Annotated in this window: 15 protein-coding genes; 9 read left to right on the top strand and 6 right to left on the bottom strand. The window is 64.9% G+C overall.

Going from position 1 to position 17,249, the window contains the following annotated elements; all coding sequences use genetic code 11:
- The first annotated feature begins 138 nt into the window (after positions 1–138).
- Positions 139–672, top strand: a complete 534-nt coding sequence (gene greB / locus PVE35_RS09850) for a transcription elongation factor GreB (protein ID WP_277374522.1) — start codon at positions 139–141, stop codon at positions 670–672.
- A gap of 83 nt (positions 673–755) precedes the next feature.
- Here the strand turns inward: greB and PVE35_RS09845 are convergent, their stop codons facing one another.
- Positions 756–1,064: a class I SAM-dependent methyltransferase gene (locus PVE35_RS09845; RefSeq protein WP_268177847.1), complete on the bottom strand. Its 309-nt coding sequence runs from the start codon at positions 1,062–1,064 to the stop codon at positions 756–758.
- A gap of 485 nt (positions 1,065–1,549) precedes the next feature.
- Between PVE35_RS09845 and PVE35_RS09840 the strand changes: the two genes are divergently transcribed.
- Together PVE35_RS09840 and PVE35_RS09835 are read left to right on the top strand one after the other, a co-directional pair.
- Positions 1,550–2,512, top strand: a complete 963-nt coding sequence (locus PVE35_RS09840; RefSeq protein ID WP_277374521.1) for a triacylglycerol lipase — start codon at positions 1,550–1,552, stop codon at positions 2,510–2,512.
- A gap of 61 nt (positions 2,513–2,573) precedes the next feature.
- Positions 2,574–3,611, top strand: coding sequence for a lipase secretion chaperone (locus PVE35_RS09835; protein WP_277374519.1), 1,038 nt, complete (start codon positions 2,574–2,576; stop codon positions 3,609–3,611).
- Between the two features lie 188 nt (positions 3,612–3,799).
- Here the strand turns inward: PVE35_RS09835 and PVE35_RS09830 are convergent, their stop codons facing one another.
- The 5 genes from PVE35_RS09830 to PVE35_RS09810 form a co-directional block, all read right to left on the bottom strand.
- Positions 3,800–4,927, bottom strand: a complete 1,128-nt coding sequence (locus PVE35_RS09830; protein WP_277374518.1) for an acyl-CoA dehydrogenase family protein — start codon at positions 4,925–4,927, stop codon at positions 3,800–3,802.
- An 84-nt stretch (positions 4,928–5,011) separates the two neighbouring features.
- Positions 5,012–6,202 (bottom strand): acetyl-CoA C-acyltransferase, encoded by a 1,191-nt coding sequence (locus PVE35_RS09825; RefSeq protein ID WP_277374517.1) that lies wholly within the window; start codon positions 6,200–6,202, stop codon positions 5,012–5,014.
- 78 nt (positions 6,203–6,280) lie between these two features.
- A complete protein-coding gene (locus PVE35_RS09820; protein WP_268177853.1) occupies positions 6,281–7,048 on the bottom strand; it encodes a 3-hydroxyacyl-CoA dehydrogenase in 768 nt (255 codons plus the stop codon).
- Positions 7,049–7,063: 15 nt separating this feature from the next.
- Positions 7,064–8,686: an acyl-CoA synthetase gene (locus PVE35_RS09815; RefSeq protein WP_277374516.1), complete on the bottom strand. Its 1,623-nt coding sequence runs from the start codon at positions 8,684–8,686 to the stop codon at positions 7,064–7,066.
- Between the two features lie 117 nt (positions 8,687–8,803).
- Positions 8,804–9,832, bottom strand: coding sequence for an AraC family transcriptional regulator (locus tag PVE35_RS09810; protein ID WP_277374515.1), 1,029 nt, complete (start codon positions 9,830–9,832; stop codon positions 8,804–8,806).
- Positions 9,833–9,990: 158 nt separating this feature from the next.
- Here PVE35_RS09810 and PVE35_RS09805 point away from each other — a divergent pair, with 158 nt between their 5' ends.
- The 6 genes from PVE35_RS09805 (at position 9,991) to PVE35_RS09780 (ending at position 17,198) form a co-directional block, all read left to right on the top strand.
- Positions 9,991–10,377 carry a MerR family DNA-binding transcriptional regulator gene (locus PVE35_RS09805; RefSeq protein WP_277374514.1) on the top strand — a complete coding sequence of 129 codons (387 nt, stop codon included), beginning with the start codon at positions 9,991–9,993 and terminating at the stop codon, positions 10,375–10,377.
- Between the two features lie 49 nt (positions 10,378–10,426).
- Complete coding sequence (locus tag PVE35_RS09800) at positions 10,427–11,590, top strand: isovaleryl-CoA dehydrogenase (protein WP_277374513.1); 1,164 nt, start codon at positions 10,427–10,429, stop codon at positions 11,588–11,590.
- Between the two features lie 96 nt (positions 11,591–11,686).
- Positions 11,687–13,294, top strand: a complete 1,608-nt coding sequence (locus PVE35_RS09795) for a carboxyl transferase domain-containing protein (protein ID WP_277374512.1) — start codon at positions 11,687–11,689, stop codon at positions 13,292–13,294.
- 62 nt (positions 13,295–13,356) lie between these two features.
- The gene (locus tag PVE35_RS09790; RefSeq protein ID WP_277374511.1) at positions 13,357–14,151 is read left to right on the top strand and encodes a gamma-carboxygeranoyl-CoA hydratase; all 795 of its coding nucleotides are present in this window, start codon (positions 13,357–13,359) and stop codon (positions 14,149–14,151) included.
- A 2-nt stretch (positions 14,152–14,153) separates the two neighbouring features.
- Complete coding sequence (locus PVE35_RS09785; RefSeq protein WP_277374510.1) at positions 14,154–16,082, top strand: acetyl/propionyl/methylcrotonyl-CoA carboxylase subunit alpha; 1,929 nt, start codon at positions 14,154–14,156, stop codon at positions 16,080–16,082.
- A 216-nt stretch (positions 16,083–16,298) separates the two neighbouring features.
- On the top strand, positions 16,299–17,198 hold the full coding sequence (locus PVE35_RS09780) for a hydroxymethylglutaryl-CoA lyase (protein ID WP_277374509.1): 900 nt from the start codon (positions 16,299–16,301) through the stop codon (positions 17,196–17,198).
- Positions 17,199–17,249: the final 51 nt, after the last annotated feature.

The following is a 17,249-nucleotide window of genomic DNA, read 5'->3' as shown; positions in this document are numbered from 1 at the left end:
TACCTACGTTGCCATTGCTGCGTTAAAAACAGCCTCAAAATGCTCATTTACAACACGTAAACTGCGCTTTTTCGGCTGTTTTTGCCTTGCACTGACTGCCTCGCCTACGTTTTTTCAACGGCCTGCTAGACGAGGGGTTTGCTAGACTGGCGCCCCCTTCAGCAGCCGAGTCGCCATGAGCCGTTATCGCCCCCCCGCCCTGCCGGTACACCGCTGATCACCCCCGAAGGCGAAGCGCGCCTGCGCGCCGAGCTGCACGAGCTCTGGCATGTGCGTCGCCCCCAGGTAACCCAGGCCGTCAGCGAGGCCGCCGCACAAGGGGATCGCTCGGAGAACGCCGAGTACACCTACGGCAAGAAGATGCTGCGCGAGATCGACAGCCGTGTGCGTTTTCTCAGCAAGCGCCTGGAAAAGCTCAAGGTGGTCAGCGAACGGCCATCGGATTCCAACAAGGTCTACTTCGGCGCCTGGGTCACCATCGAGGACGAAGACGGCGAACAGTCACGCTACCGCATCGTCGGCCCGGACGAGCTGGATCTCAAGCAGGGCCTGATCAGCATCGATTCACCGCTGGCGCGCGCCCTGGTCGGCAAGCCCCTGGACGCCGAAGTGCGAGTACACACGCCAACCGGCGAGAAGACCTGCTATATCGTCGAGATCGACTACCCCTAGACTCCGGGAGCGAGCCCGATTCGCGAACATTGGCGCTCATGAAGCTTCGCGAGCAGAACTCGCTCCTACACCTAGGGCAAGGATCAGCGCCGGGTGATCAGCCCCTGACGCGCCACCCTGACCAGCTCGGCGATGGTCGCGTCCCGCTGTTCGGCGGTGGGTGCCTGCACCACGGCCAGGTCGAAACTGTCACGCGCAAAGCGTGCCAGCGATTCGTCGTTCTGCACGAACTGGATGCGAAAGGCATGGGGCCCGCGCCAGCGCTTGGGCCAACCCTCGAGATAGCGCAGCAGCGTGGGCTGATGGCTACCGCCAAGGAGAATGCGTGGATTGCGCAGCGGCAGACCCGAAGTGATGGGCGCCAGGCGAATATGCAATTGGGGACAGGTCATGGTCGAGTCTCCGCCTCTTCTTCCCGCTGGGCAGCGGTGAGAGGCGACACCGAACCAGCGCTTTAGCGGAATTTCAGGCGTCTCGCGACTCCCTCTGGCGCCCCGCAAGTAGCTGTTTAAATCGGCGCAGAGCGGCATCCTAGAGAAGCCACATGGCAGCGTCAAGATGACAGCCGAAACACCAATCGCCGCCAATACAGCCAACCTTCGATTGGCTCACCCCTTCCGAAGCACCCTACAGCCTTCAAGTGGTTCCCAGTCCCCTACACGCCTTGTCAGGTGCGGCGTTTCTGGGTGTAACAAGAAGATGCCTGCACGATCCCCACAGTAAACTCGCCAATACCGACAAAGCCGCTCCAGCCGGCCATTCCCCGGAGATGCCGTGATGATGGCACGTTTCCTGCCGTGCCATTGTCAGCAAGGAAGGCCACGAATCAGCACAGGATGTGCCTGCAAAGTGCCCCCAATTCAACACGAGAGCACCCATGAACAAGAACAAGACCCTGCTCGCCCTCTGCCTCGGTGCCGGCCTGTTGACCTGCGCTCAGACGCAGGCTGCCTGGTTCGGCGCCTCTGGCTCCACCGGCTATACCCAGACCCGCTACCCCATCGTCCTCGGTCACGGCATGCTCGGTTTCGACGACATCTACGGCGTCGATTACTGGTATGGCATTCCTGATGCCCTGCGTCGCGACGGCGCCAGCGTCTACGTCACCGAAGTCAGCCAGTTGGACACCTCCGAAGCCCGTGGTGAGCAATTGCTGCAGCAGGTCGAGGAAATCGTCGCCATCAGCGGCAAGCCCAAGGTCAACCTGATCGGCCACAGTCATGGCGGCCCGACCACCCGCTACGTTGCCGCTGTACGCCCGGATCTGGTCGCCTCGGTCACCAGCGTCGGCGCTCCGCACAAGGGCTCGGCTGCCGCCGACTTCCTCAAGGAGCTCAGCGAAGGCCCTATCGGCCCGGCTGCCACCCCGATCCTGGTAGGTATGGTCAACGGCCTCGGTGCGATGATCAACTTCTTCTCTGGCGGCCCCAGCGACAGGGAGCAGAACGCCCTGGGCTCGCTGGAGTCGCTCAACAGCGAAGGGGCGGCACGCTTCAACGCCAAGTTCCCACAAGGCCTGCCGACCAGCGCCTGTGGCGAAGGCGCCTATAGCGTCAATGGCATTCGCTACTACTCCTGGAGCGGCACCAGCCCGCTGACCAACCCGCTCGACCCCAGCGACCTGCTGCTCGGTTCCGCCGCGCTGACCTTCAAAGGCGAGGACAACGACGGTCTGGTCGGGCGTTGCAGCTCGCACATGGGCCAGGTGATTCGCGACAACTATCGGATGAACCATCTCGACGAGGTCAACCAGACCATGGGCCTGACCAGCCTGTTCGAGACCGACCCGGTAACCGTCTACCGTCAGCACGCCAATCGTCTGAAGAACGCCGGGCTGTAATCCCCCCACGAGGGCCAGTCAGCACGGCTGGCTGGCCCTTTGTGCTGCTCAGGACGCTTTCGTGAAAAGACTCGCTCTGCTGCTTCCCCTGCTCTTCGCCGCCAGCCTGGCACTGATGCTCTATCTGCAACCTGCGGCCAATACCGAACATGAGGCCGTCGCCAAGCCTGTCACTGCCCAGGTGACGCCGCCAGACGACAGTGCACCCATCACCCGCAACGCACCCACACCCACTCAGACGAGCACCAGCCAGGCCAGCAAGCTGAATCTGCCGCGCTCGTTCATCGGTACCGAAATCGATGGCAGCCTGCGGGTAGACGCTGCCGGTAACCTGATCATCAGCGAAGATATCCGCCGTCTGTTCGACTACTTCCTCGCCAGTATTGGCGAAGAAAGCCTGGCTGCCAGCGTCGGGCGTCTACGTACCTATATCGACAGCCAGCTCGCCGAGCCGGCGCGCTCGCGTGCCCAGACCTTGCTCGATCAGTACCTCGACTACAAACGCGAACTGGTCTTGCTCGAGCGTGACCTGCCACAACTCCCCAATCTGGATGCTCTGCGCCAGCGTGAGAATGCCGTGCAGACCCTGCGCGCACGCCTGTTCGATGCCGAGACGCACCAGGCCTTCTTCGCCAATGAAGAGGGTTACAACCGCTTCACCCTGGAGCGCCTGGCCATCCGTCAGGACACGAGCCTGAGCGACGAAGCCAAGGGCCAGGCCATCGACCGCCTGCGCGCCAGCCTGCCAGCAGAGCTGCAGGAGGCCGTGCTGCCCGAGCTGCAACAGGAACTGCGCCAGCACACCGCGCGCCTGCAGGCCGAAGGTGCCAGCGCCGCACAGATCCGCCAGATGCGCCAGCAACTGGTGGGTGCCGAGGCCACTGCACGCCTGGAGGCGCTCGATCAGCAACGACAGCAATGGCAAAAGCGCGTGGACGACTACCTGGCCGCCAAGGCACGCATTCAGAACAATGAAGGCCTCAGCGCCAGCGACCGTGCAGCGGCCATCGACACGCTGGCCGCCGAGCGTTTCGACGAGCACGAACGCCTGCGTCTGCAAGCCGTCGAACAGCTAGCCAAATCGCGCAAGGAAGGCTGAACGGCAGCGGCTCGGCAATATTTCGATTGAAGCGAGGTTCTAGGGTGCGCCGTGCGCACCACCTGAGCGAGTACCGAGACTTGAACACGACGCAAATCCGCGCCCCTCTCCCACTTGGGGGAGAGGGGTTGGGGAAGAGGGTTTATTGCCCTCGGCAACGGCGCAACCCCCGATGCGCATAGCGCACCCTACAAACCGCGTGCGATCACCATGCGTTGTACATCGCTGGTGCCTTCGTAGATCTGGCAGACACGAACGTCGCGGTAGATACGCTCGACCGGGAAGTCCTTGAGGTAGCCATAGCCGCCCAGGGTCTGGATCGCCGCCGAGCACACCCGCTCGGCCATCTCCGAGGCGAACAGCTTGGCCATCGAGGCCTCGCTCAGGCAGGGCTGGCCCGCCTCGCGCAGGCTGGCGGCGTGATGCACCATCTGCCGCGCCACGGCGATCTGCGTGGCCATGTCGGCCAGGCGGAAGGCCACCGCCTGGTGCTCGATGATCGGCTTGCCGAAGGTCACCCGTTCCCGGGCGTAATCGCGCGCCGCCTCGAACGCCGCTCGCGCCATGCCCACCGCCTGTGCGGCAATGCCGATGCGCCCGCCTTCCAGGTTGGCCAGGGCAATGCGATAGCCCTCCCCCTCCTCACCCAAGCGCAGGCTGGCCGGAATACGCACACCATCGAGCTGCAGTTGGCAGGTATCGGAGGCATGCTGGCCGAGCTTGTCCTCCACCCGCACCACGGAGAAACCGGGGGTATCGGTGGGCACGATAAAAGCGCTGATGCCCTTCTTGCCCGCTTGCGGGTCGGTGACGGCGAAGACGATGACCATGCCGGCGTGGCTGCCGGAAGTGATGAACTGCTTGGCGCCATCGAGCACGTAATGCTCGCCGTCACGCCGGGCACGGGTGCGCAGGTCGCTGGCATCGGAGCCGGCTTGCGGCTCGGTGAGGGCGAAGGCGCCAAGCATGCGGCCTTCGGCCAGCGGGCGGAGAAAGCGCTGTTTCTGCTCTTCGCTGCCGTATTTGAGGATCGGCATGCAACCCACCGAGTTATGCACGCTCATGATGGTGGAGCAGGCGCCATCACCGGCAGCAATTTCCTCCAGCGCCATGGCGTAAGCCAGATGCCCCGTCTCGGCACCGCCCCACTGCTCGGGCACCAGCATGCCCATGAAACCCAGTTGGCCCATCTCGGCGATGGCCTCGGCGGGGAAACGATGCTCGCGATCCCACTCGGCAGCGAAGGGTTTCAGCCGCTCCTGGGCGAACTGGCGGGCCATATCGCGGATGAGGATTTCTTCTTCTCTGGGCAGCATCGCTGGCTCCGGGCGTAGGGTGCGCCGTGCGCACCACTGGTTGGCGGAAACACTCGGTGCGCACAGCGCACCCTACGGGTCGATTCAATACAACTCGATGGCCACGGCAGTGGCCTCGCCGCCGCCGATGCACACTGAGGCAACCCCACGCTTGAGCCCGCGCTGCTGCAGCGCCGCCAGCAGGGTCACCAGAATGCGCGCGCCGGAGGCGCCGATGGGGTGGCCCAGGGCGCAGGCGCCGCCGTGTACGTTGAGTTTGTCGTGGTCGATGCCCAGCTCGCGCATGGCCACCATGGGCACCACGGCAAAGGCCTCGTTGATCTCGAACAGATCGACCGTCTCCAAGGCCCATTCGGTACGCGCCAGCAAACGTTGGATCGCTGCCACCGGCGCGGTGGTGAACAGGTTCGGTGCCTGTGCATGACCGGCATGACCGACGATACGCGCCAGCGGCTTCAGACCGCGCTCCTGCGCCTCGGACAGACGCATCAGTAGCAACGCGGCGGCGCCATCGGAAATGGAGCTGGCATTGGCCGCCGTCACCGTGCCGCCTTCGCGGAACGCCGGTTTCAGGCTGGGAATCTTGTCCGGCCGGGCTTTGGGCGGCTGCTCGTCGGTATCCACCAGGCGCCGCTCACGCCCCTGCGGCGCCTCCACGGCAACGATCTCGCCTGCGAACGAACCGTCCGCTATCGCTAGCTGGGCGCGGCGCAGCGACTCCAGGGCATAGGCGTCCTGTTCCTCGCGACTGAAGCGATACTGCTCGGCGCAATCCTCGGCGAAGGTGCCCATCAGCCGGCCACGTTCGTAGGCGTCTTCCAGACCGTCGAGGAACATATGGTCGAGCACCTGGCCATGGCCCATGCGATAGCCGCTACGGGCGCGCGCCAGCAGGTATGGCGCGTTGGACATGCTCTCCATACCGCCAGCCACCAGCACGTCGGCGCTGCCGGCGAGCAACTGGTCATGGCCGAGCATCAGCGCCTGCATGCCGGAGCCGCACATCTTGTTCAGCGTGGTGCACTGCGCCGCCTGGCTCAGCCCGGCACCCAAAGCAGCCTGACGCGCCGGGGCCTGGCCCTGGCCGGCTTGCAGCACGCAGCCCATCAGCACGGTATCCACCGCTTCGGCGGCGAGGCCGACACGCTCCAGCGTCGCTCGTATGGCCGCTGCACCGAGTTCGGCCGCCGCAAGGCCGGCCAAATCACCGAGAAAGCCGCCCATGGGGGTGCGCGCGGCGCTGACAATGACGATGGGATCGAGTTGCTGATTCATGAGTTCACCTGCAGATCCTGTGGCCCGGATGCAATCCGGGAAATGTGTGGGACTCCCCGGATGGCATCCGGGCTACCGTTACTTCGCCGCCATGCGCAGTGCGCCATCGAGGCGGATCACCTCGCCATTGAGCATGGCGTTCTCGACGATATGCCGCACCAGCGCGGCGTATTCGTCGGGCCGACCCAGGCGCGGCGGAAACGGCACGTTGGCCGCCAGCGAGTCGCGCACCTCCTGCGGCATGCCGGCCATCATCGGCGTCTCGAACACGCCGGGAGCAATGCACATGACACGGATGCCGGAGCGCGCCAGATCGCGCGCCGCAGGCAGCGTGAGCGCCGCCACCCCGCCCTTGGACGCGGCATAGGCCACCTGGCCCATCTGCCCGTCGAACGCCGCCACCGAGGCGGTATTGATAATGACCCCACGCTCGCCGCCCGCGTTCGGCGTGTTCTGCGCCATGGCCGCGGCAGCCAGGCGCAGCAGGTTGAAGCTGCCGATCAGGTTGACCTCGACTGTGCGACGAAAGCTATCCAGGCCATGGGCGCCATTACGTCCCAGCACCTTCTCGGCCGGCGCGATACCGGCGCAATTGACCAACCCGTGCAGCGCGCCGAAGGCCTCCAGCGCCTGTGCCACGGCTACCTGGCCGTCTTCTTCACGGGTGATATCGGCGCTCACGAAGCTCGCAGCGGCGCCCAGTTCGGCAACGGCCTGCTGACCGGCCTGCTCGTTGATATCCAACAGCAGCACCTTACCGCCCTGCCCGACCAGTTCACGGGCCGTGGCCAGGCCAAGGCCGGAGGCACCGCCGCTGATCAGGAATACGCAATGTTCGATCTGCATGATGAGGTTCCTCGATCAGTGGCTGCCGGCGGCCGCCTGGGCCTTGGCGATTTCCTGGTTACGCAGCAGAAAGCGCTGGATCTTGCCGCTCGGGGTCTTCGGCAGCTCGCTGACGAACTCGATCTCGCGCGGGTAGGCATGGGCCGACAGGCGCTTGCGCACGTATTGCTGCAGCGTCTCGGCCAGTGCATCGTCCGCTGCGTGGCCGGCATGCAGCACCACGAAGGCCTTGACCCTTTCGGTACGCTCCGGGTCGGGCTTGCCGATCACCGCCGCCTCGATCACCGCCGGATGCTCGATCAGCGCGCTCTCCACATCGAAGGGGCCGACCCGGTAGCCGGAGGTGGTGATCACGTCATCGGCGCGTCCGACGAAACTGATGCTGCCATCGTCGTTCAGCTCCACCGTATCGCCACTGAGGTAGTAGTCGCCGACGAAGGCTTTCGTCGCCATGCCCCGATAACCGGGGAACCAGAACAGCGGCGAGCGCGCCATGTCCAGCGCCAGAATGCCGGGCTGACCAGGCGGCAGTTCGCGCTGCTGCTCGTCCAGCACCACCACGCGATGGCCGGGCATGGCAAAACCGGCAGCCCCCAGGCGCACCGGATGCTGCAGCGCATGGTGGTTGCACAGCACCATGCCCAGTTCGGTCTGCCCGTAATGATCGTGGATGGTGCAGCCCAGCCCATCGGCGAACCAGCGGATCACTTCCGGCGTCAGCGGCTCGCCGGCACTGCTCACCGCGCGCAGTTGCCCCTTGATCGTCGACTCCACCTCGTTACGCGCCGCCAGCAACAGACGATAGGCCGTGGGGGAGCCAGCCAGGTTGGTAATGCCGTGCTCACGGATCACCCGGCAGGTGCTCTCGACGCTGAACGCCCCCTCGTAGAAGGTGGTGGTATGCCCCAGTGCCAGCGGGCCGGTGACGGCGTAATACAAACCGTAGGCCCAACCGGGGTCGGCCAGGTTCCAGAAGCGATCCTCGGTGCGCAGCCCCACCGCCTCGCGCATGTAGCTGACGAAGGCGACGATGGCCTTGAGCGGCACCTGCAGCGGCTTGGCCAGGCCCGTGGTGCCGGAGGTGAACATCAGCAGGAAGGGATCGTCCGCCTGCCGCATCACCGGCTCGAAGCGATCCGTCTGCCGCTCCAGCTCGGCCCAGAAATCTTCACCCACCACCAGCGTGGGCGGCGCCTGCTCCACCTCGTCGAGCTTGCCACGGTTAAGCACATCGGTGACCACCAGCTTCGAGCCGGCCGTATGCACCCGGTGCTCGATGGCCTTGGGGCCGAAGGCGGTGAACAGCGGTTGATAGATGGCACCGGCGCGCCAGGTGCCGAGAATGGTGATCAACAGCTCCGGGGTACGCGGCAGAATGCCCGATACGCAATCGCCGGCGCCGATACCACGACTGGCCAGCAGATTGGCGAAGCGCGCCGAGGCGGCCTGCAACTGCTCGAAGGTCCAGGTGGCGCGCTCGCCATTGCGCCCCTCCCAGATCAGCGCCGTGCGCTCGGCACCGACATGGCGGTCGCAGCATTCCACGCAGGCATTGAGAGCATCGAGACGACCGGTCAGGGTACTGGCGACGGCAGCCTGGTAGTCGAATTCACGGGCAGCGGTAAAGTAATCGCGCATCGGGGTGATCTCCCGGATTGTTCTTATTGGATGCTGCGATCTTTACCCCGCGCCCGCCCGCCGGCAATGTCGAAAGGTCTCAATCTGAATGAGCAGAAATGACAAAAGCGCTGTTGCTCAAAGATTTTCTGGGTTGATCAGCGCGCGGTACTGGCCCGGCGTAGACCCCGTCCACTTCTTGAAGGCCTTGTAGAAGGCACTGGTATCGGCGAAACCCAATTCGCTGGCCAGCTCGCTGAAATTGCTCTCGTCATTGTCCAGGCTGGCGATGGCCAGGTCGCGCCGCACCTGATCCTTGAGCCCCTGATAGGACTGCCCGTGCAGCGACAGCTTGCGCCGCAGGGTCGAAGGCGCCATGTGGAAATGCCCGGCCAGCGCCTCCACATCCGGCCACTGTTCCGGTGCCAGGCTGCGCAAGTGGGCCTTGATCCGCGCACCCAGGCTCTGCGGGTCGCGGTAGCGCACCAGAATATTGCCCGGTGCCCCGGCGAGAAAGCGCTTGAGCTCATGCGGGCTGCGTCGGATCGGCACCTGCAGGCTGTCGGCATTGAACAACAGGCGGCTCTGCCCGCGCGCGAACTGCAGATTGCGGGTGAACATCACCTGATAATCCTCGATGTAGTCAGGCTGCGGGCAGCGTAGCTGGATGCCGAGTACATCGATGCGCCGCCCGGCCAGCCAGCAGCTCAGGCCATGGATGATCAGCCACAGGGTGAAATAGCCGAAGGCGCGGCAGGCCTGCCCAGGCGCCTCGTCGATGACGATGGCCGCCAGGCCATCGCGCACTTCCAGCCTCGGGCTGAAATCATCGAAGACCAGATGCAGAAAGCGCAGCGCGCCTTGCAAGGCCGCGCCCAGAGTAGGCTCCTTCGCCGCAGCGCGGGCCATGTAGGCGAAACTGCCCACCTTCATGCGCCGTGGGTTCATGCCGAAGAACTCATCGTCCATCTGCCGGGCGATGGCCAGCCAGAGCTGGCCATAGGCCTCGGACGACACCCTTGCGTCGAGCTGCGCCAGCAGCTCGCCGTCGATCCCGGCCTCGGCCAGCAACGCCGCCTCGTCGACGCCTTGGCGGCGCAGCTCGCACAGTGCTTCGAGCACCAGGCGCACGGAAATCGTGCCTTTTTCAGCGGACGCACCTGCCATGAGTTGCCTTGCTTCGTGGCTGTCGACAAGAGCGGCATTCTAGAGGCTTTGCCGTAGCGCCTGTCCAGCCGGTGAAATCGATCCGGACAACGGCAGCGTTGACAGTCTGCAAAAGCCAACTTAACGTTTACGTAAAGGTAAACAACAAGAACAGTGCCATGCCCACCACCTACAGCATCTCCGACCTGGCCCGCGAACTGGATGTCACCCCGCGCGCCATCCGCTTCTACGAGGAACAGGGCATGCTCGCCCCCGAACGCCGTGGCCAGGAGCGTATCTATCAGCCCAAGGATCTGGTGACCCTGAAACTCATCCTGCGTGGCAAGCGCATCGGCTTCTCCCTGGCCGAATGCAAGGAGCTAATCGACCTCTACGACCCCAGCAGCGGCAACCACAAACAGCTCAATACCTTCCTCGCCAAGATCGCCGAGCGTCGCCAGCAGCTTGAACAACAGTTGCTGGATATCCAGCAGATGCAACTGGAGCTGGATACCGCCGAGGAGCGCTGCCTGGCCGCCCTGGCCGACACTCACGCGCACCACTGAATCCGTCCCGGTGCGCACGGCGCACCCTACGACAACCATAGGTGACCCCATGAGCTACCCCACCCTCAACTTCGGCCTCGGCGAAACCCTCGACATGCTGCGCGACTCGGTGCACCAATTCGCCCAGGCCGAGCTGGCGCCGCGCGCCGCGCAGATCGACCGTGACAACGAATTCCCCATGGACATGTGGCGCAAGTTCGGTGACATGGGCTTGCTCGGCATGACGGTCAAGGAAGAGTACGGCGGCACCGACATGGGCTACCTGGCCCATGTGCTGGCCATGGAAGAAATCAGCCGCGCCTCGGCCTCGGTGGGCCTGTCCTACGGCGCGCATTCCAACCTGTGCGTCAACCAGATCCACAAGAACGGCAGCGAGGCGCAGAAGCAGAAATACCTGCCCAAGCTGTGCTCCGGCGAGCACATCGGCGCCCTGGCCATGAGCGAACCCAACGCCGGCTCCGACGTGGTGTCGATGAAGCTGCGCGCGGAAAAACGCGGCGACCGCTACGTGCTCAACGGCAACAAGATGTGGATCACCAACGGCCCTGATGCCCACACCTACGTGATCTACGCCAAGACCGACATCAACGCCGGCTCGCGCGGCATGACCGCCTTCATCGTCGAGCGCGACTTCAAGGGTTTCTCCCGCCACCAGAAGCTGGACAAGCTGGGCATGCGCGGCTCGAACACCTGCGAGCTGGTGTTCGAGGACTGTGAAGTGCCGGAAGAGAACATTCTCGGCGTCGAAGGCGGCGGCGTGCGCGTGCTGATGAGCGGCCTGGACTACGAGCGCACCGTGCTCTCCGGCGGCCCCACCGGGATCATGAGCGCCTGCATGGACGTGGTGCTGCCCTACGTGCACGAGCGCCAGCAGTTCAAGCAGTCCATCGGCGAATTCCAACTGGTACAGGGCAAGCTCGCCGATATGTACGCCGGCATGAATGCCTCCAAGTCCTACCTGTACAACGTCGCCAAGGCCTGTGATCGCGGTGAGGAGTCACGCAAGGACGCCGCCGCGGTGATCCTCTACACCGCCGAGATGGCCACCAGGATGGCCCTGGATACCATCCAGTTGCTCGGCGGCAACGGCTACACCAACGAGTACCCGGCCGGGCGCCTGCTGCGCGACGCCAAGCTCTACGAAATCGGCGCCGGCACCAGCGAAATCCGCCGCATGCTGATCGGCCGCGAGCTGTTCAACGAAACGAAATAAGCGGCAAGCCACAAGCTTCAAGCGGCAAGTAGCAGCGCTTTGGTGCTCTTGCTTGTAGCTTGCGGCTTGAAGCTTGCAGCTCCTACGGAGTAGGCCATGACCATCCTGCACACCCAGATCAACACCCGCTCACCCGAGTTCGCCGCCAATAGCGCGGCCATGCTCGCCCAGGTGGATGAACTGCGCGCCCTGCTCGCCCGCATCCATGAAGGCGGTGGCGCCAAGGCGCAGGAACGCCATACCTCGCGTGGCAAGCTGCTGCCACGCGAACGCATCAACCGCCTGCTCGATGCCGGCTCGCCCTTTCTCGAGATCGGCCAGCTCGCCGCCCATGAGGTGTACGGCGAGGACGTACCCGCCGCTGGGGTGATCGCTGGCATCGGCCGCGTCGAAGGCGTCGAGTGCATGATCGTGGCCAACGATGCCACGGTCAAAGGCGGCAGCTACTACCCGCTGACGGTGAAGAAGCACCTGCGTGCCCAGGCCATCGCCCGCGAGAACCGCCTGCCGTGCATCTACCTGGTGGACTCCGGCGGGGCCAACCTGCCGCGCCAGGACGAGGTGTTCCCGGATCGCGAGCACTTCGGTCGAATCTTCTTCAACCAGGCCAATATGAGCGCGCTGGGCATCCCGCAGATCGCCGTGGTCATGGGCTCCTGCACCGCCGGTGGCGCCTACGTGCCGGCCATGAGTGACGAGACCATCATGGTGCGCGAACAGGCCACCATCTTTCTCGCCGGCCCGCCGCTGGTGAAGGCTGCCACGGGTGAAGAAGTCACCGCCGAGGAACTGGGCGGTGCCGACCTGCACTGCAAGACCAGCGGCGTGGCCGATCACTATGCCGAGGACGACGAACATGCCCTGGCCCTGGCGCGCCGCTGCATCAGCAATTTGAACTGGCGCAAGCTCGGCCAGCTCGACAGCCGCGCGCCCATCGCCCCGCGCTACCCGGCCGAGGAGCTGTATGGGGTGATTCCGGCCGATGCCAAGCAGCCTTTCGATGTGCGCGAGGTGATCGCGCGGATCGTCGACGACTCGCAACTGGATGAATTCAAGGCGCTGTTCGGCACCACTCTGGTGTGCGGCTTCGCCCGCATCAACGGTTACCCGGTGGCGATCCTGGCCAACAACGGCATCCTTTTCGCCGAGTCAGCGCAAAAAGGCGCGCACTTCGTCGAACTGGCCTGCCAGCGCGGTATCCCGCTGTTGTTCCTGCAGAACATCACCGGCTTTATGGTCGGGCAGAAATATGAAGCTGGGGGAATTGCGAAACATGGCGCCAAGCTGGTCACCGCCGTGGCCTGCGCCCAGGTACCCAAGTTCACCGTGATCATCGGCGGCAGCTTCGGTGCCGGCAACTACGGCATGTGCGGCCGCGCCTACGACCCGCGATTCCTGTGGATGTGGCCCAACGCGCGCATTGGCGTGATGGGCGCGCAGCAGGCCGCAGGCGTGCTGGTGCAGGTCAAACGCGAACAGGCGCAGCGTGCCGGCCAGCCGTACTCCGACGAGGACGAACAGCGCCTCAAGCAGCCCATCGTCGAGCAGTACGAGCAACAGGCGCACGCGTTCTATTCCAGCGCCCGCCTGTGGGACGACGGCGTGATAGACCCGGCGCAGACCCGCGAAGTGCTGGCCCTGGCCCTGTCCGCCAGCCTCAACGCCCCCATCGAACCGACCCGCTTTGGCGTGTTTCGTATGTAGGGTGCGCTGTGCGCACCAATATTCAATGTATCGGTGCGCACAGCGCACCCTACGGAATGACCATGACCGACTTCACCACCGTACAGCTTGAAAAAGACCCGCGCGGATTCGCCACCCTCTGGCTGAACCGCCCGGAGAAGAACAACGCCTTCAACGCCGAGATGATCCGCGAGCTGATCCTCGCCCTCGACGCCGTCGGTGAAGACAAGAGCCTGCGTTTCCTCCTGCTGCGTGGCCGTGGCAAGCACTTTTCCGCTGGCGCCGATCTGGCCTGGATGCAGCACGCCGCCACCCTGGATTACAACGCCAACCTTAACGATGCCCGCGAACTGGCCGAGCTGATGTACAACCTGCACAGCCTGAAGATCCCCACACTGGCCGTGGTGCAAGGCGCCGCCTTCGGTGGCGCGGTGGGCCTGGCCAGTTGCTGCGACATGGCCATCGGCGCCGAGGATGCTCTGTTCTCGCTGTCCGAGGTGCGCATCGGCCTGGCTCCGGCAGTGATCAGCCCCTTCGTCGTGCAGGCCATGGGCGAGCGCGCGGCCAGGCGCTACGCGCTGACTGCCGAGCGCTTCGACGGCAAGCGCGCCCGCGAACTGGGCCTGCTGGCCGAATGCTTCCCGGCCGCTGACCTGGAAAGCCAGGTCGAGGCCTGGGTCGCCAACCTGCTGCACAACAGCCCACAGGCCATGCGCGCCAGCAAGGATCTGCTGCGCGAAGTCGGCAGCGGCGAGCTGACCCCCGCCCTGCGCCGCTATACCGAGAACGCCATCGCCCGCCTGCGCGTCAGCGCCGAGGGTCAGGAAGGCCTGCGCGCATTCCTGGAAAAACGCCAACCTTCCTGGCAGGAGCAATGACCATGATCGATACCCTGCTGGTCGCCAACCGTGGCGAGATCGCCTGCCGCGTGATGCGTACGGCCAAAGCCATGGGCATTCGTACCGTCGCCGTGCACAGCGCCATCGATGCCAGCGCACGGCATGTGCGCGAAGCCGACGTGGCGGTGAACCTCGGTGGCGCCAAACCTGGCGAAAGCTACCTGCTGATCGACAAGATCGTCGCCGCCGCCAAAGCCAGCGGCGCCCAGGCCATCCACCCGGGCTACGGCTTTCTCTCGGAGAACGCCGGTTTCGCCCACGCCTGTGAGGAGGCCGGGCTGATCTTCCTCGGCCCACCCGCCTCGGCCATCGAAGCCATGGGCAGCAAGTCGGCGGCCAAGTCGCTGATGGAAGCGGCCGGCGTACCGCTGGTGCCCGGCTACCACGGCGACAAGCAGGATCTCGACACCTTCCGCGAGGCCGCCGCACGCATCGGCTACCCGGTGCTGCTCAAGGCTGCCGCTGGCGGCGGTGGCAAGGGCATGAAGGTCGCCGAATCGGAAGCGCAGCTCGCCGAGACACTGGAATCGGCGCAGCGCGAAGCGCAATCGGCCTTCGGCGACTCGCGCATGCTGATAGAAAAATACGTCCTCAAGCCGCGCCACGTGGAGATTCAGGTGTTCGCCGACCAGCACGGCAACTGCCTGTACCTCAACGAGCGTGACTGCTCGATCCAGCGTCGCCACCAGAAGGTGGTGGAGGAGGCGCCAGCGCCGGGCCTCAGCCCCGAGCTGCGTCGCGCCATGGGCGAGGCGGCGGTCAAGGCCGCGCAGGCCATCGGCTACGTCGGCGCTGGTACGGTAGAGTTTCTGCTGGACGAGCGTGGCGACTTCTTCTTCATGGAGATGAACACCCGCCTGCAGGTGGAGCATCCGGTTACCGAGGCCATCACCGGGCTCGATCTGGTGGCCTGGCAGATTCGCGTCGCCCGTGGCGAACCGCTGCCGATCAGCCAGGCGCAGGTGCCGCTGAACGGCCACGCCATCGAGGTGCGGCTGTACGCCGAAGACCCGGATCACGTCTTCCTCCCTGCCACCGGCACCCTGGCGCTGTACCGCGAGGCCGCCAGTGGCGACGGGCGCCGTATCGACAGCGGCGTGGCCGAAGGCGATAGCGTTTCGCCCTTCTACGACCCGATGCTCGGCAAGCTGATCGCCTGGGGCGAGAACCGCGAACAGGCGCGCCTGCGCCTGCTGGCCATGCTCGACGACACCTTGGTTGGCGGGGTGAAGACCAACCTGGCGTTCCTGCGCCGCATCCTCGCCCATCCGGCCTTCGCCGCCTGCGAGCTGGATACGGACTTTATCCCGCGTCATCAGCAGCAATTGTTACCTGCCCCCAGTGAGTTGCCGGAGACCTTCTGGCAACTCGCCGCCGATGCCTGGGTACAGAGTGAGACGCCGCTAGAGCGCGACGATGACCCGCATTCGCCCTGGTCAGCCCGTAATGGTTGGCGCTCCGGCAGTCCAGCGGAAATCGAGCTACACCTGAGCTGCCAGGGCGAGAGCCGCAAGGTGCGCGCGAGCAACCTGGCCCACTTGCGGGGCGAAGCACTGCTGGCAGAGATCGACGGCACGCGCCAGCGCCTGCGTGCCATCCGCCGTGGCGACACGCTTTACTTGCAGTGGCACGGCGAGCTGCATGCCCTCACCCGCTTTGACCCCATCGCCGCCGCCGAGGCCAGCCATGCCCAGCATGGCGGTTTGAGCGCGCCGATGAACGGCAGCATCGTCCGTGTGCTGGTCGAGCCAGGCCAGGCGGTCGAGGCCGGCGCGACCCTGGTGGTACTGGAGGCGATGAAGATGGAGCACAGCATCCGCGCACCCGAGGCCGGCACGGTCAAGGCGCTGTATTGCGGCGAGGGGGAGATGGTCAGCGAAGGGGCGGTGCTGGTGGAGCTGGAGCCGTAGGATGGATCAGGCTTTATCGATCCACCGCCAGGCAATTCCCTTATCAGAGGGTGGACATGAAAAGCGATGTCCACCCTACGCCGCTCCGTAGGGTGGGCTTTAGCCCACCGATTCAGCTCAGCTCCATGTAGGACGAGTGCAACCCGCCCTATAGCTACCACGTCTTGCCGCAAGCGGTGCGCACGGCGCACCCTACGATGAACACGAGGACACCCGATGAACCTGCCCCAATCCGTACGCCTGGTGGAAGTCGGCCCGCGCGACGGCCTGCAGAACGAGAAACAGCCGATCAGCGTGGCCGACAAGGTGCGCCTGGTCGATGAGCTGAGCGCCGCCGGCCTGCACTATATCGAGGTGGGCAGCTTCGTCTCGCCCAAATGGGTGCCGCAGATGGCCGGCTCCGCCGAAGTATTCGCGGGTATCCAGCGCCAACCGGGCATCACCTACGCTGCCCTGACGCCCAACCTGAAAGGCTTCGAGGCCGCGCTGGAGGCCAAGGTCGAGGAAGTGGCAGTGTTCGCCGCCGCCAGCGAGGCCTTTTCGCAGAAGAACATCAACTGTTCCATCGCCGAAAGCCTGCAGCGTTTCGTGCCGCTGATGGAGGCGGCCAGGGCCGCGAACCTGCGCGTGCGTGGCTACGTCTCCTGCGTGCTCGGCTGCCCCTATGATGGGGAGGTCGATGCGGCCCAGGTCGCCAGCGTCGCACGTGAGCTGTATGCCATGGGCTGCCACGAGGTATCGCTGGGCGACACCATCGGCACCGGAACCGCCGGCAAGACACGCAGGATGTTCGAGGTCGTCGGCCGCGACATCCCGCGTGAGCGGCTGGCCGGGCATTTCCACGACACCTACGGCCAGGCATTGGCCAATATCTACGCCAGCCTGCTCGAGGGTATCAGCGTGTTCGACAGTTCGGTCGCAGGTCTGGGGGGCTGCCCCTATGCCAAAGGCGCCACTGGCAACGTCGCCAGCGAGGACGTGCTCTATCTGCTGCAGGGTCTGGGCATCGAAACCGGCGTGGACATGGATAAGCTGATCGCCGCTGGCCAGCGTATCTGCGAGGTGCTGGGCAAGGCCAATGGCTCGCGTGTCGCCCGCACCCGCCTGAGTCAATAAGCGCCGTAGGGTGGATCACGCCTCACCGATCCACCACAACGGTGGATGAGA

The organism is Pseudomonas sp. AA-38 (assembly GCF_029457475.1).
GTDB lineage: Bacteria > Pseudomonadota > Gammaproteobacteria > Pseudomonadales > Pseudomonadaceae > Aquipseudomonas.
Note: the sequence above shows the minus strand (reverse complement) of the source record. Positions and strands in the feature narration are given on the sequence as shown.